Here is a 19,188-nt window from a genome sequence, read left to right as displayed (position 1 = left end):
TCGATGCAGGCGCTCAAGCGCTATCCGGTGCTGCACGCTCAGCAACGATAGCGTTCGCGCACGCCATCGGCAGCCGGTGCGTTGATGTACAGCAGCCGGCTGCCAAGCCGCGGCTGGTTGCCCCGCACTCCCTCCGGCGGTGTCCAGTGGGCCGACACGTGGATATAGCCCAGCCGCAGGCGCAGGTCTTCCTCGGGGCTGACCCGGTAATCGCCCTGCAGGAAACGCTGGCACAGGGGCTCAAGTTCGGCCGGCACGGCGCAATCCCCCGTGGCGGGCACCGGCCGCATCGGTACCCCCTGGGCCAGCGCCAGCCCGTGCATGACCCGCAGGTAGACCCGCGACAGCTCGCCGCGAACGTCACGCTCCAGTTGCAATGCCGCGTACACCTGCTGTTGCGGGACCTGGGTACGGTCGACTACCAGGGTCGGGGCCGGGGTGAGCACCGTGAGCCAGTGCGCCGGCCACCCGCGCGCCAACCAGAGTTGCCTTTCCTGTTCGGCGGCACGGTAGATGGAGGTGGTCTCCACCTTCGTGCCCTTCACCACTGTCAGGGCCTGCATGGGCCAGACCAGCACCTGCTCGCGCATCTGGCCCAGGTAGCCGCCGCCAATATCCGCATGGGCGCCGGGCAGCTCGATTTCAGTGTGGGACAGGTGCACTTGCGCCAAGGCAAAATTGCGCCGGTACTCGTCGCGTGCCACCAGGTGCACCACCTGCGGGACGTGCGCGGGGTCCAGAGCGAGGTCCAGCTTGCGGGCGCCCGCCACGGCGGCCACGGTGTCGAACAGCCCCACGAAGCCCACCCGCACGCCCGGCAGGGACCGCAGTTGGTTGACGCAATGGCGTGCCGCCGTGGCGCCGCGGCTGAAGCCGAACAGATCGACCGTCACCTCGGCCTTGGAACCGCTGGCACCCATGGCCTGGCGCAGCTGGGCCATCGCGTATTCCACCCGCGCCAGCACCCCGGTACGCCCACGGCCCAGCGCACTGCCCAGCAAACTGTCGGCTTCACCGGCGTCGGTGCCGATGCCTGGGACATAAATGGCCAGCGTGCCCACCGGCCCGCCGTAGAGCTGATACAACTTATGAACATTCGTCAGCGCCGAAGCGTGGCTACCGTCCATGCCTGCAGGCACTACATCGTCGAAAGGCGCGTTGGCGGCGTGGTTGCCGGTACCGTCGAAGAACAACCCGACGCGCAAAACGTCGGGGGCGTGAGAGCGTTGAAGTGTCATATGCATTCCCTTGCCTGGCAAAGGAATGCACTCTAGGTCCGGGCCGCATGGCTGTATGTCAGCCACGCGCCCCTGAGCCGTAAGGCCCAGGAGCGCCGCGTGTAGGCGAGGCGTCAGAGGCTGGACAGTACGCCGCTGTTTTCGGCCTGCCACTGGGCGATGTCGAGACGGATTTTCTTCTTGTCGAGTTTGCCGACGCTGGTCTTGGGGATCTCGCCCACGACGGCGATCTGGCTGGGAATGGCCCACTTGTTGATGTGGCCCAATTCGACGAAAGGCTGCAGGTGGTCCTTGATGCCTCGCGCATCGACGCCCTGCCCGTCACGCGCCACCAGCAGGGCGAAGGGCCGCTCGCCCCACTGCGGGTCGGGGATACCCACCACCGCCACTTCGCGCACGGCCGGGTGACGGCTGATCAGGTCTTCAAGCTCCAGCGACGATACCCACTCGCCGCCGGTCTTGATCACATCCTTGATGCGGTCGCGAATATCGATCGCGCCATTGCCGTCCAGGGTCGCCACGTCGCCGGTGTGCAACCAGCCGCCTTTCCACAGCTCCGCGCCCTTCTCCGGTTCGCGGTAGTAGCCCATGGTAAGCCAGGGCGCACGCAGCACCAGTTCGCCTTGCGTCTCACCGTCGGCGGGCAGGAAGTTGCCGTCGGCGTCGATGATCGCAGGCTCCACCAGCGGCACCGGCACACCCGCCTTGATGCGGTAGGTGGTGCGGTCGTCTTCCAGGCCCGCGAGCAATTCTTCGTTGATGTGGGCAGCAGAAATCAGCGGGCAAGTCTCGGACATGCCGTAGGCGGCCGTCAGCTGAATGCCATGGCCCTTGGCCGCCTCATACAGGGCGCGGTTCAGCGAACTGCCGCCGATGATGATTTTCCAGCCTTTGAAATCCACCCCTTGGGAGTTCTTGCAGTTGAGCAGCATCTGCAGAATGGTCGGCACGCAGTGGGAGAACGAGACTTTCTCGGTTTTCCACAGCTGCACCAGCATGTCGGGTTCGTAGCGACCAGGGTAGACCTGCTTGATACCCAGCATGGTGGCGACATAGGGCACACCCCAGGCATGCACATGGAACATGGGCGTGATGGGCATGTAGACGTCGTTGGTGCCCATGAAGCGCGTGCTGTCGACACTGCCGGTGACAGTGGCCAGGCTCAGGGTGTGCAGCACCAGTTGGCGGTGGGTGAAATACACCCCCTTGGGGTTGCCGGTGGTGCCCGTGGTGTAGAAGGTGGTGGCCACCGAGTTTTCATCGAAATCGGGGAAGTCGTAGGTGGGGCTGGCAGCCGCCAGTAGTTGCTCGTACTCGCCGACCAGGTTCGGCAGCTCCGCCGTCTTCTGCGGCCCGTCGGTGAGCAGCAGGGTCTTCTCGACAGTGGTCAGGTGCGGCGCGATCGCCTGGTACAGGCCGACGAAATCGCTGTTGACCAGCACCAGCTTGTCGTCGGCGTGGTTCATGGTGAACAGGATCTGCTCCGGGGAGAGCCTGACGTTGACCGTGTGCACCACCGCGCCAATCATCGGGATGGCAAACATCGCTTCCAGGTAGCGGTGGCTGTCCCAGTCCATCACGGCCACGGTATCCCCCGCCTTGACCCCGGCTGCGGTGAGCACATTGGCCAGGCGCGCGATGCGCTCGGACAGGGTCGGGTAGGTGTAGCGCAGCTGATCCCGGTAGACAATCTCGCGGGTTTTCTCGTAACGGCTGCCCGACAGCAGCAGCCGCTTGATCAACAGAGGGTATTGATACGCACCTTCGGCCGGCGGAATAACGCGAGTCTGCATCATGAGGATCCCTTTAATGAGTGCAAGAGCATGGCAAATACTTTCACACTTTAGACCCTCTGACGCAGAGCATTCATCGGACAAATGAATGGCGATGTTGCCGGGGAGCGTTACCCCTTGATGCTCAATGCATTTCTGTCAAAGCGATCTTCACGCCCAGGGCAATCAGCACCGCGCCCATGGTGCGATCGAACCAGTGCCCCATGCGCGCGAAGCCTGCGCGCACGCGTTGCTGGCTGAACAGCATGGCCACCAGGCAGAACCAGGCGGCAGTGGCGAACGCCAGGTACACACCGTAGCCAGCCTGTACCCACAGCGGTGTATGGGGGTTGATGACCACGGTGAACAGCGACAGGAAAAACAGCGTGGCCTTGGGGTTCAGGCCATTGGTCATGAAACCGGCCACATAGGCGCCCCTGGCAGTGCGCTCAACCGGTTCAGCCTTCAGGGTTTCAGCCCCCGGTGCCGCCGGTTTCGCGCGAATCGCCTTGAAGCCGATGTACAGCAGGTAGGCGGCGGCCAGCCATTTCAGGGCGTTGAACAGCACGATGGACTGGGAGACGATCAGGCCGATGCCCAGCAGGGAATAGCCCACATGCAGGAAAATCGCCGTGCCCACGCCCAGGGCGGTCCAGGTGCCGGCGCGACGGCCGTGGGCCACGCTTTCGCGCACGACCACGGCGAAGTCCGGGCCGGGGCTGGCCACGGCGAGCAGGTGAATCAAGGCAACGGTCAAGAACTCCGTCCAGTACATGGGGCCTCCCAAGGCATTGTCATAGGCAGTTACAAGACGCCTACCTTACCAAAGCTGCGCGGGGCGTGCGGGGCGCTTCTGCTCGTCCAGCCCGGCAGGCTCAGGTTCACAGGAACCAACGATACTCCCGGGCGCTGATTTCATCGAGGAACGCCAGGTGGTCATGGCGTTTGTTCTCGCAGTAGACCATCACGAACTCGCTTCCCAGCCCCTCGCGCACCGCCGGGTGGCCCTGCATGTGCCGCACGGCGTCGAGCATGTCCTTGGGGAAGTCGATACCGCTGTGGCGGTTTTCGTTGAGCGGGGCGATGGGCTCGAGCTTCGCGTCCAGACCATGCTCCATGCCGCTGAGGATCGCCGCCAGCACCAGGTAGGGGTTGGCGTCGGCCCCGGCCAGGCGGTGCTCGATGCGCACGTTGCGCGGGTCGGACTCGGGGATCCGGATGCAGGCGTCACGGTCTTCGAACCCCCAGCTGGCACGGCTGGCTGCGTTGACCATGGCTCCGTAGCGGCGAAACGCGTTGTGGTTGGGGGCGAAGATCGGCATGCAGTGGGGCAGCAATGCCAGGCAGCCCGCGACGGCGTGCCGCAGCGGCTGCTGGTCGTCGGCGGCCAGCACGTTGTGGCCCGCGGCGTCATACAGGCTGACATGCACATGCATGCCGCTGCCCGGGGCATGCAGGTAGGGCTTGCTCATGAAACTGGCGCGGTGGCCATGCTTGAGCGCCACGCCACGGGTACTGCGGCAGAACAGCGCCGCCCAATCGGCAGCGCGCAGGCCGTCGTCGCAATGGGCAAAATTGATCTCGAACTGGCCCGGCCCCAGCTCTGCGGTGATCACATTGGCTTCCACGCCCTGTTCATTGGCGGCCTCGACCATGTCGTGCAGCACCGGGGCGAAACGCGACAGGCGTTCGATGTGCATGTTGGGCTGGTCATCTTCATCGCCGCTCAAACCGTCACGCGGAAATTGCGGCAAGCCTTTGTCCAGCGCGCGGTCGAACAGGTAGAACTCCAGTTCGAAGGCCACCACCGGGTAGATGCCGCGCCGTGCCAGCCGCTCAAGTACCCGCGCCAGCACTTCACGCGGCTCGAATTCGATGGGCGCCGCGGTGCCATCCGAACTGATCAGCATTTGCCCCAGCGGTTGGCCTTCCCAGCGCACGGGTTTGAGGGTGCCGGGTATCAAGCGCCGCGGCGCGTCCGGGTCGCCGTCGTTGAAGCAGTAATCGCCAATGGGGTGCAGCCCGCCCTGGGCGCCGAGCAGCACGCAGTTTTGCGGCAGTTTGAGGGGACTGCCGGCGGCCACTTTCTCGAGCATCTCCACCGGGTAACGTTTGCCGTAGAAATGCCCGGGAATGTCCAGGGCGATCAGGTCGACGTAACGCACCTGCGGGTGGGCGGCGCGAAAGGCGCGGACCTCACTCAACAGGTCGGGGTGGGCCGAGGAGCTCGAAGACTGCTTGTTCATGGTGTAATCCTGAATGACGACAAAGCGCGCACGCCAACTGACGGGCCATGGCCCGGTGCACCCAATGTAGCACCGGCTGTGAAAGCGGGGACCCCGCGCTCCGGGTGCAGGCCATCGAGGCGGGGCCAAGAAACCTGGACGGACGCCCATACGCCCAAATTTCATGTAGGCTTTTTCGCCAATCACAAGGAGTCTGCCCCGATGACCGATCCGCGCCGCGCCGTGTTTCTCGACTACAGCTCACTGGACCTGGGGGACCTCGACCTGGGCCCGCTGCACCAGGCCTTCAGCCCCCTGGACCTGCACGCCGCCACCCCGCCGCAGCACGTGATCGAGCGCTGCCGCGACGCCCAGGTCATCATCACCAATAAGGTGGTGGTCGACGCCGACACCATCGCGGCCTGCCCGGACCTGCAACTGATCCTGATCACCGCCACCGGCACCAACAACGTCGACCTGGCCGCCGCCCGCAGCCGTGGCATCGCCGTGTGCAATTGCCAGGGTTACGGCACACCGTCGGTGGCCCAGCATACCTTGATGCTGTTGCTGGCCCTGGCCACGCGGCTGCCGGACTACCAGAAGGCCATCGCCGCCGGCCAATGGCAGCGCTCCAGCCAGTTCTGCCTGCTGGACTTCCCCATTGTCGAACTGGAAGGCAAGACCCTGGGCCTGCTGGGTCACGGCGAACTGGGCGGCGCGGTGGCACGGCTGGCCGAAGCCTTCGGCATGCGCGTGCTGTTGGGCCAGATCCCCGGCAGGCCGCCGCGAGAAGATCGTATTGCACTGGCACAGTTGCTGCCCCAGGTCGACGCTCTGACCCTGCACTGCCCGCTCAATGACAGCACCCGCAACATGATTGGCGCCGCTGAACTGGCGCTGCTCAAGCCGGGAGCCTTCCTGGTCAACACCGCCCGCGGCGGCATCGTGGATGAGCAGGCATTGGCCGACGCGCTACGGGCCGGGCACCTGGGCGGCGCCGCCACTGATGTGCTCGGCGTCGAGCCACCGGTGAACGGGAACCCGCTGCTGGCCGATGACATTCCGCGCCTGATCGTCACGCCCCACAGTGCCTGGGGCAGCCGCGAGGCGCGCCAGCGCATCGTCGCCCAGGTGGCCGAAAACGCCCAGGGGCATTTCAGCGGTACGCCGGTACGCCAGGTCAACTGAGGGCCGGAGGCTCTGGTAGAATGGGTGCTTTTTTGACCAGGAGCCCCCACCATGGACCCGCGCAGTGAAGTGCTGCTTCGCCAGGCCGACTTGTTCCAGGGCCGCGTGCTGCTGGCAGGCCTGCCCGCTGACGACCTGCTGGGCACATTGCCCGAAGCCCAGGGCTGGTGCTGGCACGCAGGGGACCAGCAGGCCCTGGCGGCCCGCTTTGGCGAACGCAGCCACTTCGGCACCGAAGCGCCACAGGCGGATTTCGACGCCGCGGTGATCTTCCTGCCAAAGTCCCGTGAGCTGGCCAACTACCTGCTCAATGCCCTGGCCTCACGTTTGGCGGGCAAAAACCTGTACCTGGTAGGCGAGAAGCGCGGCGGCATCGAGGGCGCGGCCAAGCAGCTGCATGCCTTGGGCAAGCCACGCAAACTCGACAGTGCACGGCATTGCCAGCTGTGGCAGGTCACGGTCGAATCTGCCCCAGTCGGCGTGCCGCTGGCAAGCCTGGCCCAGCGCTACGAACTGGCCCTGGCCGATGGCCCAATGACCGTCATCAGCCTGCCGGGCGTGTTCAGCCATGGCCGCCTGGACCGTGGCACCGCGCTGCTGCTGGAACACCTGGACGGCCTGCCCGGCGGCCAGGTCCTGGACTTCGGTTGCGGTGCCGGGGTGGTGGGTGCCAGCCTCAAGCGCCGCTACCCGCAAAGCCAGCTGACCTTGCTCGACGTGGACGCCTTTGCTGCGGCAAGCAGTCGCATGACCCTTGAGGCCAATGGCCTGGAGGCCGAGGTCATCACCGGTGATGGCATCGATGCCGCGCCCCTTCATCTGGATGCCATCGTGAGTAACCCTCCCTTCCATACGGGGGTGCACACCAACTATCAGGCTTCGGAAAATTTGCTGCGAAAAGCGGCTAAACACCTGAGAAAAGGAGGCGAACTGCGAATCGTCGCCAATAGCTTCCTGCGCTACCAGCCATTGATCGAAGAACATCTGGGCGTGTGCGCAATACGCGCCGAGGGGCAGGGTTTCAGAATCTACCGGGCCAAACGCGGCTGAAAAACTTCGCTTGCCCAAACGAAAAACCCTAGGCAGAATCCGCTCCGTCCTAGGGGAGTAGTCTCCCGCCGAGCCCACTTGCTCGCATGGCATGCGTCAACATACTTGGTCCACAGACCATGGCGCATGCGACCCACAGTCCGCATCAGACGGGCTCAGGGTTTGACAAGACCTATGACACGCACACCTTACCCGGGGCGGGGAGGCTGTACGTGTCATAGCCGTGTCGACCCGCCCCCATAGGAAACCCTGATGCTGGAATCACTTCTTGTCCCTACCGCGATCGTTGCCCTGGCGGAGATCGGCGACAAGACCCAATTGCTCGCGCTGATCCTGGCCGCTCGCTTCCGCAAGCCCTGGCCGATCATCGCCGGTATCGTTGCCGCCACCCTCGCCAACCACGCCGCCGCTGGTGCCGTAGGGGCCTGGTTCGGCAGTTTCTTCTCGGACGCGACACTGCACTGGATCCTGGCCGCGAGCTTCACGGCGACGGCGTTGTGGACCCTGGTCCCCGACAAGATGGACGACGACGAAGCCAGCACCAAGCGCAAGTTCGGCCCGTTCCTGACCACCCTGATCGCCTTCTTCCTGGCGGAGATCGGTGACAAGACCCAGGTGGCTACCGTCATGCTGGCTGCGCAATACCCGCACCTGCTGCTGGTGATCCTGGGTACCACCCTGGGCATGCTGCTGGCCAACGTGCCGGTGGTACTGGCGGGCAACTTCGCCGCCGAGAAACTACCGTTGACCCTGATCCGTCGCCTGGCAGCCACGGCGTTCTTCGTGCTGGCGGTGGTGGCCGTCTACAAGGCCATGCAAGTCAGCGGCTGGGTAGGCTGACCGCGTGGGGACACCTGCGACTATGCGACGTCCTGGACGCGGCCGGGTCCGCTGCTACGGGCGTTGGGTCATGCCGGGGTCAGGCATTCCGGGGCGTTGAGCTTCGGATCATTGACCAGGTTGGCCAGCGGCCTTTCACGCAAGGCGACAGGGTTGCTGGCCAGCAAGGACTGCAACACCGGCATGGGCGTCTCGGGGTCCAGCCAGGCCTGCTGGCCGGCCGCATCGAGAATCAGCGGGCGGCGCTGGTTCATGGCCGGCTGGGTGACCACCGCGGTGCTCAGCCACACCTGCTCCTGCACGGGGTAGGCTTCCCACACCGCCGCGAAGAACAGCGAACTGCCCTCCCCCGGCGTCAGCCAGAACGGCCGCTTGCGCACAGTGCCGCGCCATTCATAGAAACCATTCGCCGGCAGCAGGCAACGCCGCAACCGCAGCGCCTCGCGAAACATCGGCTGCTCGGCCACCGTCTCGGCACGGGCATGGGCAGGGGTGCGCGACAGGTCGGTCAACCACGGCGGGGTCAGCCCCCAGCGGGCGCGCGCCAGTTGCAGGCGGCCTTCCAATTGGCGCTGGATGAGCACCGAATCGCCCGGGGAGATATTCCATTGCGCCTGCTGGTCGGCAGGGAAACCAGGCAGCGCGGCAAAAGACGGCGACCAGCGAAACAGCGCATAACGTCCACACATGGGGCAAAAGACTCTTCAGATGACAGGCGCACGGTTCAACACACCAGCACGCCCTGGAAACTCTCCGGTTCTTCGCCCGGCAGCGGCAAGGCGGCATTGTACGCGGCGATGAGCTGGCGTGCGTAATCGGCCTGGTCATTGGCCACGGTCAGGCCCAGCAGCCCGATGGCCGGCAGGTCACCGATGCCGCCCACCAGGTCGCGCCCCACAAGATGGGCCGCCACCCCTTCGCTATCGAGCATGCCGATCAGCATTTCCGCTTCTAGCAGGCTCTCCGGGTCGTAGATTCTTTGCATCAATCGTTCTCGCCTTTCACATCCAACATCCATTCATCGTCGTGCACCTGCAAGATGAAACGGATCGGCTTGCAGCATACGGAACAATCTTCAATGTACTCCTGATCGCCGCCGGACAGGTCCAGCAATACCGGAATCGTTTCACCACAGTATGGGCATTCGATGTCTTCACTTTCCTGAAACAGCATGGCCGTCTCCCCGTGGTGACTTGTGCGTATAATCGCCGGTCTATTTGAAGGGCTATCGTTAGACCCTTACCTTATTACCCTAGCCGTTTCCAACAAGAGAGCATGATGGGCGAATTCGATGCCATCCGACCGTACGACGACGCCGAGGTCCCTGCCGTTCTGGCACGCCTGCTCAGCGACCCGGCGTTCCTCGATATCCTCACCCACTTCCGCTTTCCGCGCATGGCCGGTGCATTCGGCTGGCTGCTCAAACCTCTTATAGCTCATCGGCTGCGCAAAGAGTTCGCCGGCATCCAGAGCGTGGCCACCCTGCAGGACAAGGTGGAGGTCTACGTCGACCACACCATCGACCGTGCCACCGACGGTGTGACCTACACCGGCGTCGAGCAGTTCAAGTCCGGCAGTGCCTACCTGTTCCTGGCCAACCACCGCGACATCGTGATGGACCCGGCCTTCGTCAACTACGCCGTGTACCACGCCGGGTTGCCCACGCCGCGCATCGCCATCGGCGACAACCTGCTGCAGAAGCCCTTCGTCAGCGACCTGATGCGCTTGAACAAGAGCTTCATCGTGCACCGCTCGCTCAGCGGCCGGCGCGAGAAACTGGCCGCCTACCAGTTGCTGTCGGCCTACATCAACCACTCGATCCGCAACGACTGCCAGTCGATCTGGATCGCCCAGGCCGAAGGCCGCGCCAAGGACGGTGACGACCGCACCGACTCGGCCATCCTCAAGATGTTCCACATGAGCCGCAAGGACGAGGCGTTCGGCGAGGTGATCCAGTCACTGAACCTGACCCCGGTGTCGATCAGCTACGAGTACGACCCGTGCGACCTGGCCAAGGCCCGCGAGCTGTACACCCGCGCCACCACGGGCAGCTACACCAAGGCCCCCGGCGAAGACGACATCAGCATCGCCCAGGGCATCACCGGCTATAAGGGCCGGGTGCACATCAACTTCGCCCCGCCGGTAAGCCAGGCGTTCGAGGACACCAAGCAACTGGCGGCCGAGATCGACCGGCAGATCCTGGCCGGTTATCGCCTGTTCCCGGTGCACTACCTGGCCTACGCCCAGTGGGCTGACGCCGACGCGAGCCTGGCGGTGCCTGCGGCCAGCGAAGTGTTCGGCGCCGAGGAGCTGGAAAAGGCCCGCGCCGAATGGACACGCCGCCTGGAAGCCTGCCCACCGGAGCAGCGGCCCTACCTGGTGCTGCAGTACGCCACGCCTGTGCGCAATCAGTACCGCGTAAAGGCCGGCCTCCCACTCTGACAGGCAGCGGTCCTGGCCGTGTCATGAACGCCGCGGCCACGGCCCCTTGCGGCAGGCGCGGGCGTCATACAGCCGTCATCAGAACCGGTCACCCTGTGTTCCCTCGCCCACGACATGGAGCTTGTCATGTTGCATGCACAGAACCAGGACCGCCTTTACCTGATCCCCCGAGTGACGAGCAGGAAGCGCTGATCAACGGGTTGTCTTTCAATGTTCACGACCGCCACTGGTTGGTGTACTGCGCCCTGGCCGGCTGCCCCCACGATGACGGGCCCGAACTGGATGCCGACACCGGCATCAGTTTCCTGGAGTTCTATGTGGAAGCCGCCTGAACCGCGGCCATGAAAAAGCCCGCGGCCCCCATGAGGGAACGCGGGCTTTTTTACGGGCGATCAGTTGCTCAGGGTACGACCGATGCTTGGGTCCTTGAACACACGGGTCAAGGCATCGCTCAACACGTCGCTGACCAGCTTGGTGTTGGTGTCGACGTTCGGCGCCATGCCGAAACGCTGGTTCAGCGAAGCACCGTAGGCACCCGCATAGTGACGGCCGTTGTTGTTCACGTCAGCCTTGAAGTTGGCGCCGATGGTGGCCTCGGTCACGTACATGCCCTCCTTGGGTGACTGGTAGCTGAGGTTGGCCAGGGTCACGGTCAACACCGGGGCACCGCCCGCATTGGCCGACGGCGTGTAGCCCAGCAGGCGCACGGCGGCTTCAGCCTGGGCTTGCAGCTTGGGGATGATGTCATTGGCCTGTACGGTCACCGAGCTGGTCTCGGGGTACAGGCCGCCACGGGTACCCAGCACCGGCGACGGACGGCCATCCACCACGCGCACGACCACTTGCTGGCCCTGGCCGACAGGCGCCAGTTGCGAGGTCAGCACGGGTTGCGGGCTGAGTTGCTGCGGACTGTTGGCACAACCGGCCAGCGTCAGGGTGGTCACAGCGATCAAACCGAACAACAGGCGTTGCAACATGCTCATCTCTCCGGGAATAGGCATTGATAGTGCCGCAGTATAACGGCCCCCGCGTATCGGGAACCAGCGTTCAAACGCAGGGTAAAAAGGCAGGAAGGGTGCGATAATCGGTCACGGCGGCGCCGCTTGACGCCCACCGCAAGAAAACTCCAGGAATAAGGATCTTTTCTGCGCGTTTCATCGTTATAATCTCCCCCCGATTATAAGGACGTCTCCTGATCGGGCCCCGCAACACCGCTGATGCCCTGCATCCAGCCCAGCCAATGCCCACAGAGAGCCGCCCACACAGGCCATTCGAAGCCGGTGTGCCCGCGCTTTCGGCACTTCGCCCTTCGTTGGACCTGCCGCTGCCCGCGTCTTCATGGCAGCCTTTTTGAGGTTCACGACTCCAAAAGAGCGTGAAAAAAAACGGTTTTCACAACTTCACAAGAGTGTGGCGAGCAAATGAACAGTTTTGCATCTGTACATGCATCAACAACGTCCGGTTCAGCACCGTACGGTCGGCCCTGCCGCGCCTGCCAGTCAGGAGCCTGAGGTCGATTGAACTGCAACGCGGGCGCATTGACCTAAGTCGAATTGCCTGCCGGCCCTTGAAATGAGTTCATAGGGACTTGTTGGACCGGTTGGTAGCGTCCGCGCGAGCTTGCGAATTTTGCGAAAAGTCGGACATGGCATTCCTGGCCTGCTGATGGTGTACCGGGAGCCGTGCTGTCAATTTGGTGCTGAAGATTTTGGAGACGCGTTAATGGCGCATAACGAAGCAGTCGACGTGGTATTGGTAGGGGCCGGCATCATGAGTGCCACCCTGGCAGTACTGCTCAAAGAGCTGGACCCGACGATCAAGCTGGAAGTCGTCGAGCTGATGGACTCCGGTGCGGCGGAAAGCTCCAACCCGTGGAACAACGCGGGTACCGGCCACGCGGGCCTCTGCGAGCTGAACTACACGCCGCAGGCCAAGGACGGGTCGGTCGACATCAAGAAAGCCGTGCACATCAACGCCCAGTTCGAGGTGTCCAAGCAGTTCTGGGCCTACCTGGCGAAGAAAGGCACTTTCGGCTCGGCCCGTGCCTTCATCAACCCGGTGCCGCACCTGAGCTACGTCGAAGGCGACAAGGGTATCGACTTCCTGAAGAAGCGCTATGAGATGCTCAAGCAGCACCATGCCTTCGAAACCATGGAGTACACCGAAGACAAGGCGAAGATGAACGAGTGGATGCCGCTGATGATGCCTGGCCGCCCGGCCGACCAGCACATCGCCGCCACCCGCGTCATGCACGGTACCGACGTCAATTTCGGGGCCCTCACCAACAAGCTGCTCAAGCACCTGGCCAGCGGTGCCGACGCCCAGGTCAAGTACTGCAAGCGCGTTACCGACCTGACCCGCAACGGCAGCGGCTGGACCGTGACCATCAAGGACGTCAACAGCGGCAACAGCCGTAAAGTCGACGCCAGGTTCGTTTTCCTGGGCGCCGGCGGCGCGGCCTTGCCGCTGCTGCAGCAGTCGGGCATCGAGGAAGGCAAGGGCTTCGGCGGCTTCCCGGTCAGCGGCCAGTGGCTGCGCTGCGACAACCCTGAGGTGGTCAAGCACCACCAGGCCAAGGTCTACAGCCAGGCCGCCGTGGGCTCGCCGCCCATGTCCGTGCCGCACCTGGACACCCGCGTGGTGGACGGCAAGACGTCCCTGCTGTTCGGCCCTTACGCCGGCTTCACCACCAAGTTCCTCAAGCACGGTTCGTTCCTGGACCTGCCCAAGTCCGTGCGTGCTGGCAACATCGGCCCGATGCTGGCCGTGGCGCGGGACAACATGGACCTCACCAAGTACCTGATGAGCGAAGTGATGCAGTCCATGGAGCAGCGCCTGGAATCCCTGCGCCGCTTCTACCCCGAGGCCAAGGCCGAGGACTGGCGCCTGGAAGTGGCCGGCCAACGGGTGCAGATCATCAAGAAAGACCCGAAGAAAGGCGGCGTGCTGCAGTTCGGCACCGAGCTGGTCTCGGCGGCCGATGGTTCGCTGGCGGCCCTGCTGGGTGCGTCCCCTGGCGCCTCGGTGACCGTGTCGATCATGCTGGAACTGATCGAGCGTTGCTTCCCCGAGCAGTATCGCTCCGAAGCCTGGACCACCAAGCTCAAGGAAATCTTCCCGGCCCGTGAAAAGGCCCTGGAAACCGACGCGGCACTGTACCGCCGGGTGAGCGCGCAGAGTGACGCAGCGCTGGAATTGGCGCCCGCCAACACCGCCGCCGAACACTACGCTTGATCGTGTAGGCGCTGGCCATGAAAAAACGCCCCTCGGGGCGTTTTTTCATGGCCGGGGGCAAATCAGCCGCGGGCTTTCTCGATGATCTCGATGTATTCCGGCGCGTTGCGCTGGTCACGGATCAGGGCGATGAAGTCATTGCCGTGCTCGTCCTTGCCGTTCAGGTCATAGCCGGCCTCGACGAAAAAGCCCACGAAACGCTCGAAGTCATCGACGCGCAGCCCACGATAGGCCTTGATCAGCTTGTGCAGCGACGGCGAAGTAGCGTCGACCGGTTCGAACTCCAGGAACAACTTGACCTGCTCGTCGCCGATTTCATCACCAATCAGCTGCTTCTTGTCTTTACGCATTGCCCACTCCAACTTCGCTGCTATGGGGGTGAGAGCTGGCTGGCCAGCTCCTGGAAAGAGCGCGAGTTTACCCCCGCGGGCCTGACGGCTCAACGCGCGTGTTCGGCACCGGTGTGCAGGTCCGCCCAGATGTGGCCGTTGGGGTAGCTGAGAAATTGCACGTATACAGTGCCATTGCGCAACAGGTCGACGATGGTGCGGTACTGGCCCAGCGGGTAGTTGAGGGTCAGGGTCTTGCTGGCCTCGTCGAACGCGGGCTTCTTCAGGCTCTTGCTCTCGGCATCGAAGGTCAGCAGCACCTGCGCGATGGTCGCGCCCTTGTTCAGCGGCTTGCCCTTGAGGCGCACCAGCAGCGAGGACGTCACCGGAATGGGTTGCTGATTGGACTGGCGCTGGTTGCCCACCACTACCGAATAGTCGGTTACCTGCAGCAGTTGCTGTTGCTCGGGCTGCTCCTTGCGCAGGCCCAGGTCATCGGGCGGCAGGAACTGGGAATGCAGCGGCGCGGCGGCCAGGGGAAGGCTGGTAAGCAGGACAAGTGCGGCGATCATCAAACGCATGGGCGAGCTCCTGGAAGGCAGCCCAGCACTCTAGCAGATACATCCGGGAGCCACCTCTCTGTGTAGCAGCGGACCTGGCCGCGTCGGCGGTGCATGCGGTGGGCCTGGTGCTGCGCGGCGTTCGTGACGCGGCCGGGTCCGCTGCTACCCCGTCCGCGTAGCAGCGGACCTGGCCGCGTCGGCGGTGCACGCGGTGGGCCTGGTGCTGCGCGGCATTCGTGACGCGGCCGGGTCCGCTGCTACCCCGTCCGCGTAGCAGCGGACCTGGCCGCGTCGGCGGTGCGTGCGGTGGGCCTGGTGCTGCGCGGCGTTCGTGACCCGGCCAGGTCCGCTGCTACCCCGTCCGCGTAGCAGCGGACCTGGCCGCGTCGGCGGTGCACGCGGTGGGCCTGATGTTGCGCGGTGTTCGTGACGCGGCCGGGTCCGCTGCTACCCCGTCCGCGTAGCAGCGGACCTGGCCGCGTCGGCGGTGCATGCGGTGGGCGTGATGTTGCGCGGTGTTCGTGACGCGGCCGGGCGGCCGCGACCAGAAGAAACCGGCCGATGCGGTTTTTTACATGCCTTTCACGGCATAGATGCCGGCCGCATTGCGCCAGTAGCCCTTGTAATCCATGCCATAGCCGAAGATGTAGCGGTCGATGCACGGCAGGCCCGAATAGGTGGCCTTGAGGCCCGGGCTGGCCTTGCGCTCGTGTTCCTTGTCGATCAGCACCGCAGTGTGCACGGCACGGGCGCCGGCGTGCTTGCAGAAGTCGATGATGGCGCTCAGGGTGTGGCCTTCGTCGAGGATGTCGTCGATGATCAGCACGTCACGGTCAATGAACGAAACTTCCGGCTTGGCTTTCCAGAACAGGTCGCCGCCGCTGGTTTCGTTGCGGTAGCGGGTGGCGTGCAGGTAGCTGGCTTCCAGCGGGAAACGCAGCTGGGTGAGCAGTTTGCCAGCGAAGATCAGGCCCCCGTTCATCACGCAGAAGACCACCGGGTTGCTGTCGGCCATCTCGGCCGTGATCTGTGCGCCCACACGGACGATGGCCGCCTCGACTTCTGCTTCGGTGTACAGGCAGTCGGCTTCGTCCATGACTTGACGGATATGCTCGAGATCAGCGGACATGACGCTCTCCAAAGGGGGGTGGTCTGAGAAAAGCGGGCAAAGGTACGCATCCGCTCGGTACAGATCAAGCTTTTCTGGACTAACGTCCAGTATGTCTGCACGACAGTGCCACCTGAATAGATTAATCTAGCGCGATTTTTTTGCCCGCCCGGAGTCTTTCCCCATGCCAATCCTCGAGATTCGCCACCCGCTGATCCGCCACAAGCTCGGCCTGATGCGCCGTGCCGACATCAGCACCAAGAACTTTCGCGAACTCGCCCAGGAAGTCGGCGCGTTGTTGACCTATGAAGCCACCAAGGACCTGCCGCTGGAGACCTACGACATCGAAGGCTGGTGCGGTACCGTCCAGGTCGAGAAAATCGCCGGCAAGAAGATTACCGTGGTGCCGATCCTGCGCGCCGGTATCGGCATGCTCGACGGCGTGCTCAGCCTGATCCCGGGCGCCAAGGTCAGCGCCGTGGGCGTGGCCCGCAACGAAGAAACCCTGGAAGCTCACACCTACCTGGAAAAACTGGTGCCCGAGATCGACGAGCGCCTGGCCATGATCATCGACCCGATGCTGGCCACCGGCGGTTCCATGGTCGCCACCATCGACCTGCTGAAGAAAGCCGGCTGCAAGGACATTCGCGCGATGGTCCTGGTCGCCGCCCCCGAAGGCATCGCCGTGGTCGAGAAGGCCCACCCGGATGTACAGATCTACACCGCCTCGGTCGATGAGCGCCTGAACGAACACGGCTACATCATCCCTGGCCTGGGCGATGCCGGCGACAAGATCTTCGGCACCAAGCAGAAGGACGCCTGAGCATGGCCGACGAGTTCAACGACCCGCTCTGGCGCCAGGTGCTGTCCGGCGCGCAAATGCTCTTCGTCGCCTTCGGCGCCCTGGTGCTGATGCCGCTGATCACCGGCCTGGACCCGAACGTCGCCCTGTTTACCGCAGGCCTCGGCACGTTGCTGTTCCAGATCGTCACCGGCCGCAAGGTACCGGTGTTCCTGGCATCGAGCTTTGCCTTCATCACCCCCATCATCCTCGCCAAGGGCCAGTTCGGCCTGGCCGAGACCATGGGCGGGGTGATGGCCGCCGGCTTCGTCTATACGTTCCTGGGCCTGGCCGTGAAGATCAAGGGCACCGGTTTCATCGACAAGCTGCTGCCTCCCGTGGTGATCGGCCCGGTGGTGATCTCCATCGGCCTGGCCATGGCGCCGATCGCGGCCAACATGGCCATGGGCAAGGCCGGTGACGGCACCGAACTGCTGCCGTACAGCACCGCCATGTTCATTTCCATGCCGGCGCTGCTTACCACCTTGATCGTCGCGGTCTTCGGCAAGGGCATCTTCCGCCTGGTGCCGATCATCGCTGGCGTGCTGGTGGGCTTCGCCCTGTCGTTCGCCTTCGGCGTGGTCGACACCGTCAAGATCGCCGCCGCCCCGTGGTTGGCACTGCCGCACTTCACCGCGCCGGCGTTCAACTGGCAAGCCATCCTGTTCATCGTGCCGGTGGCGTTGGCACCGGCCATCGAGCACATCGGCGGTGTCATCGCCGTGGGCACCGTGACCGGCCGCGACTACCTGAAAACCCCAGGGCTGCACCGCACCCTGCTGGGTGATGGCATCGCCACCACCGCCGCCGGCCTGTTCGGCGGCCCGCCCAACACCACCTACGCCGAAGTCACTGGCGCGGTAATGCTGACCAAAGCCTACAACCCGAAAATCATGACCTGGGCGGCGATCTTCGCCATCAGCCTGGCGTTCATCGGCAAGTTCGGCGCCCTGCTGCAAAGCATCCCGGTGCCGGTGATGGGCGGCATCCTGTGCCTGCTGTTCGGCTCCATCGCCGCCGTGGGCATGAACACCCTGATCCGCCACAAGATCGACCTCAGCGAAGCCCGTAACCTGGTGATCATCTCGGTGACACTGGTGTTTGGTATCGGTGGGGTGCTGATCGGCACCGGCACCGGCCCGCACGACTTCGGGCTGAAAGGGATCGCGCTGTGCGCGGTGGTGGCGATTGCGTTGAACCTGCTGCTGCCAGGGAATGGAGAGTGGAAGGAGAAGGTGGGGGAGTGATCTTCTGACCTGATGCTTTGCTGCATTCGACGCCGCTATCCGCACGTGACGGGATAGCGGCGTTTTCATTGGGTGGCAGACGCACCTAAAGTGGCGCGGGCACTCGGCAATCTTGGAGCCTCTGAAGCACGCCTCTACGACGAAAGCGTCATTTTCGTCAGCAAGTAGGGAAGCCTGGACCCAAACCGCGCCCTGCTATCGTTCTTTCGGTGTCACCCTCGACCAACGAGGTACAGGTCGCATACGGTACAAGTCAGAAGACTGAGCCCGTTTATCCGTGCGAGTTTGTCATGGACCCAAGCGACGCAGGCTTCCCCGCAAGCGGGTTAAGTCTCCGAACAAATTTCGATCTGGGCAACCACCATAAAATCCCGTTTGATTCGGACTGGTTCAAACAGACTCCCGGGATTTACGCAGCTACACCACTCCCCAAAATGGGCGTACTGCATCCCAGCTATTTCAAGGCTGCAAAAAAAGCTAACGATGCGGCCGAGTAGTGATTGCATCACTTTTTGCAGAAACTTCTGCTACCAGGGTTAGCCACTCCCGTTAGCCATTTCACCTTGACCTCATCAAGGCTCAGACAAGTCACTTGGAGGTTTCGATTTTTTTGCCCTTGAGGTATCCACTGGCGTCCACTTTGCGCCTTTGACATAACGCCCAAGGGTTCCAGAGTAAATTATGACCTCCGCGTCGACCATATCATCCAGCAACCTCATGACCTCGACCACCCCCAAATTTGGCAAGCGAACTTGCGTTAATAGTCGGTCAAGATGCGGGTAATCAATACCGTTCTCAGCACCCGCGAGCACCTGGACTATTTCCTGTGGGGTAAAAAGGTCTAAATAAGCCAACCTACTCATACCTGGACTCCTTATTGACTTGAAGGCGCGGAGCCAGCCACGCTATCGTCATTTTCGATGAACCGAGAGATATCCACGGGGCTCCAATTCATACCTTTAACATATCGAGCACCAGTCGAATCGTGCTGTATCACACCTCGGTCTACTAACCCCTTCACTAATCTCAAGACTTCGACATTACCTAACTTTGGAGTACGATGCCACGTTAGCATCCGATCAATATGCGGGTAGTTCATTCCAGTTTTCAA

Annotated in this window: 18 protein-coding genes, 1 pseudogene and 1 riboswitch; of the genes and pseudogenes, 8 read left to right on the top strand and 11 right to left on the bottom strand. The window is 63.4% G+C overall.

Annotated elements, in window-relative coordinates:
* Positions 1 to 38 precede the first annotated feature (38 nt).
* The 4 genes from HWQ56_RS04725 to HWQ56_RS04710 form a co-directional block, all read right to left on the bottom strand.
* Complete coding sequence (locus tag HWQ56_RS04725) at positions 39 to 1,238, bottom strand: phospholipase effector Tle1 domain-containing protein (RefSeq protein WP_176569910.1); 1,200 nt, start codon at positions 1,236 to 1,238, stop codon at positions 39 to 41.
* A 113-nt stretch (positions 1,239 to 1,351) separates the two neighbouring features.
* Complete coding sequence (locus HWQ56_RS04720; RefSeq protein WP_158153611.1) at positions 1,352 to 3,034, bottom strand: fatty acid--CoA ligase; 1,683 nt, start codon at positions 3,032 to 3,034, stop codon at positions 1,352 to 1,354.
* A gap of 121 nt (positions 3,035 to 3,155) precedes the next feature.
* A complete protein-coding gene (locus HWQ56_RS04715; RefSeq protein WP_158153610.1) occupies positions 3,156 to 3,785 on the bottom strand; it encodes a LysE family translocator in 630 nt (209 codons plus the stop codon).
* Between the two features lie 106 nt (positions 3,786 to 3,891).
* Entirely contained in the window at positions 3,892 to 5,256 is a 1,365-nt protein-coding gene (locus HWQ56_RS04710; RefSeq protein ID WP_158153609.1) for a glutamine synthetase family protein, read from the bottom strand.
* Positions 5,257 to 5,457: 201 nt separating this feature from the next.
* Between HWQ56_RS04710 and HWQ56_RS04705 the strand changes: the two genes are divergently transcribed.
* From HWQ56_RS04705 to HWQ56_RS04695, 3 genes are all read left to right on the top strand, one after another.
* Positions 5,458 to 6,423 (top strand): 2-hydroxyacid dehydrogenase, encoded by a 966-nt coding sequence (locus HWQ56_RS04705; protein ID WP_176569909.1) that lies wholly within the window; start codon positions 5,458 to 5,460, stop codon positions 6,421 to 6,423.
* Positions 6,424 to 6,474: 51 nt separating this feature from the next.
* Complete coding sequence (locus HWQ56_RS04700) at positions 6,475 to 7,473, top strand: methyltransferase (protein WP_158153607.1); 999 nt, start codon at positions 6,475 to 6,477, stop codon at positions 7,471 to 7,473.
* 39 nt (positions 7,474 to 7,512) lie between these two features.
* A riboswitch (yybP-ykoY riboswitch) is annotated at positions 7,513 to 7,637 on the top strand.
* A gap of 88 nt (positions 7,638 to 7,725) precedes the next feature.
* Entirely contained in the window at positions 7,726 to 8,313 is a 588-nt protein-coding gene (locus HWQ56_RS04695; protein ID WP_158153606.1) for a TMEM165/GDT1 family protein, read from the top strand.
* A gap of 68 nt (positions 8,314 to 8,381) precedes the next feature.
* Here the strand turns inward: HWQ56_RS04695 and HWQ56_RS04690 are convergent, their stop codons facing one another.
* The 3 genes from HWQ56_RS04690 to HWQ56_RS04680 are packed head-to-tail and all read right to left on the bottom strand — an operon-like array spanning position 8,382 to position 9,486.
* Complete coding sequence (locus HWQ56_RS04690) at positions 8,382 to 9,002, bottom strand: SOS response-associated peptidase (protein WP_158153605.1); 621 nt, start codon at positions 9,000 to 9,002, stop codon at positions 8,382 to 8,384.
* 35 nt (positions 9,003 to 9,037) lie between these two features.
* The gene (locus tag HWQ56_RS04685; RefSeq protein WP_158153604.1) at positions 9,038 to 9,298 is read right to left on the bottom strand and encodes a putative signal transducing protein; all 261 of its coding nucleotides are present in this window, start codon (positions 9,296 to 9,298) and stop codon (positions 9,038 to 9,040) included.
* A complete protein-coding gene (locus tag HWQ56_RS04680; RefSeq protein WP_158153603.1) occupies positions 9,298 to 9,486 on the bottom strand; it encodes a CPXCG motif-containing cysteine-rich protein in 189 nt (62 codons plus the stop codon). The genes HWQ56_RS04685 and HWQ56_RS04680 overlap by 1 nt, the downstream gene beginning before the upstream one ends.
* Positions 9,487 to 9,588: 102 nt before the next feature.
* On the opposite strand from HWQ56_RS04680, the gene HWQ56_RS04675 reads away from it, so the two are divergent.
* Both HWQ56_RS04675 and HWQ56_RS04670 read left to right on the top strand, forming a co-directional pair.
* Positions 9,589 to 10,755: a 1-acyl-sn-glycerol-3-phosphate acyltransferase gene (locus HWQ56_RS04675; protein WP_158153602.1), complete on the top strand. Its 1,167-nt coding sequence runs from the start codon at positions 9,589 to 9,591 to the stop codon at positions 10,753 to 10,755.
* A 126-nt stretch (positions 10,756 to 10,881) separates the two neighbouring features.
* Positions 10,882 to 11,087, top strand: a pseudogene (locus HWQ56_RS04670) (hypothetical protein).
* Positions 11,088 to 11,147: 60 nt separating this feature from the next.
* Here the strand turns inward: HWQ56_RS04670 and HWQ56_RS04665 are convergent.
* Positions 11,148 to 11,732, bottom strand: a complete 585-nt coding sequence (locus HWQ56_RS04665; protein WP_158153600.1) for a YajG family lipoprotein — start codon at positions 11,730 to 11,732, stop codon at positions 11,148 to 11,150.
* A gap of 745 nt (positions 11,733 to 12,477) precedes the next feature.
* On the opposite strand from HWQ56_RS04665, the gene mqo reads away from it, so the two are divergent.
* Positions 12,478 to 13,989: a malate dehydrogenase (quinone) gene (mqo, locus tag HWQ56_RS04660; RefSeq protein ID WP_176569908.1), complete on the top strand. Its 1,512-nt coding sequence runs from the start codon at positions 12,478 to 12,480 to the stop codon at positions 13,987 to 13,989.
* A gap of 62 nt (positions 13,990 to 14,051) precedes the next feature.
* Here mqo and HWQ56_RS04655 read toward each other — a convergent pair whose 3' ends face one another.
* From HWQ56_RS04655 to HWQ56_RS04645, 3 genes are all read right to left on the bottom strand, one after another.
* Positions 14,052 to 14,339 carry a PA4642 family protein gene (locus HWQ56_RS04655; protein WP_158153598.1) on the bottom strand — a complete coding sequence of 96 codons (288 nt, stop codon included), beginning with the start codon at positions 14,337 to 14,339 and terminating at the stop codon, positions 14,052 to 14,054.
* Between the two features lie 89 nt (positions 14,340 to 14,428).
* On the bottom strand, positions 14,429 to 14,899 hold the full coding sequence (locus HWQ56_RS04650) for a hypothetical protein (protein WP_158153597.1): 471 nt from the start codon (positions 14,897 to 14,899) through the stop codon (positions 14,429 to 14,431).
* Positions 14,900 to 15,452: 553 nt separating this feature from the next.
* A complete protein-coding gene (locus HWQ56_RS04645) occupies positions 15,453 to 16,010 on the bottom strand; it encodes a hypoxanthine-guanine phosphoribosyltransferase (RefSeq protein WP_158158375.1) in 558 nt (185 codons plus the stop codon).
* Between the two features lie 163 nt (positions 16,011 to 16,173).
* Here HWQ56_RS04645 and upp point away from each other — a divergent pair, with 163 nt between their 5' ends.
* Both upp and HWQ56_RS04635 read left to right on the top strand, forming a co-directional pair.
* Positions 16,174 to 16,812 (top strand): uracil phosphoribosyltransferase, encoded by a 639-nt coding sequence (upp, locus tag HWQ56_RS04640; protein ID WP_158158374.1) that lies wholly within the window; start codon positions 16,174 to 16,176, stop codon positions 16,810 to 16,812.
* Positions 16,813 to 16,814: 2 nt separating this feature from the next.
* Positions 16,815 to 18,077 (top strand): uracil-xanthine permease family protein, encoded by a 1,263-nt coding sequence (locus tag HWQ56_RS04635; protein ID WP_176569907.1) that lies wholly within the window; start codon positions 16,815 to 16,817, stop codon positions 18,075 to 18,077.
* Positions 18,078 to 19,188 lie beyond the last annotated feature (1,111 nt).

It is taken from the genome of Pseudomonas eucalypticola (genome assembly GCF_013374995.1).
Lineage (GTDB): Bacteria > Pseudomonadota > Gammaproteobacteria > Pseudomonadales > Pseudomonadaceae > Aquipseudomonas > Aquipseudomonas eucalypticola.
The sequence above is the reverse complement of the archived record's forward strand: the minus strand, read 5'-3'. Positions and strand labels throughout refer to the sequence as shown.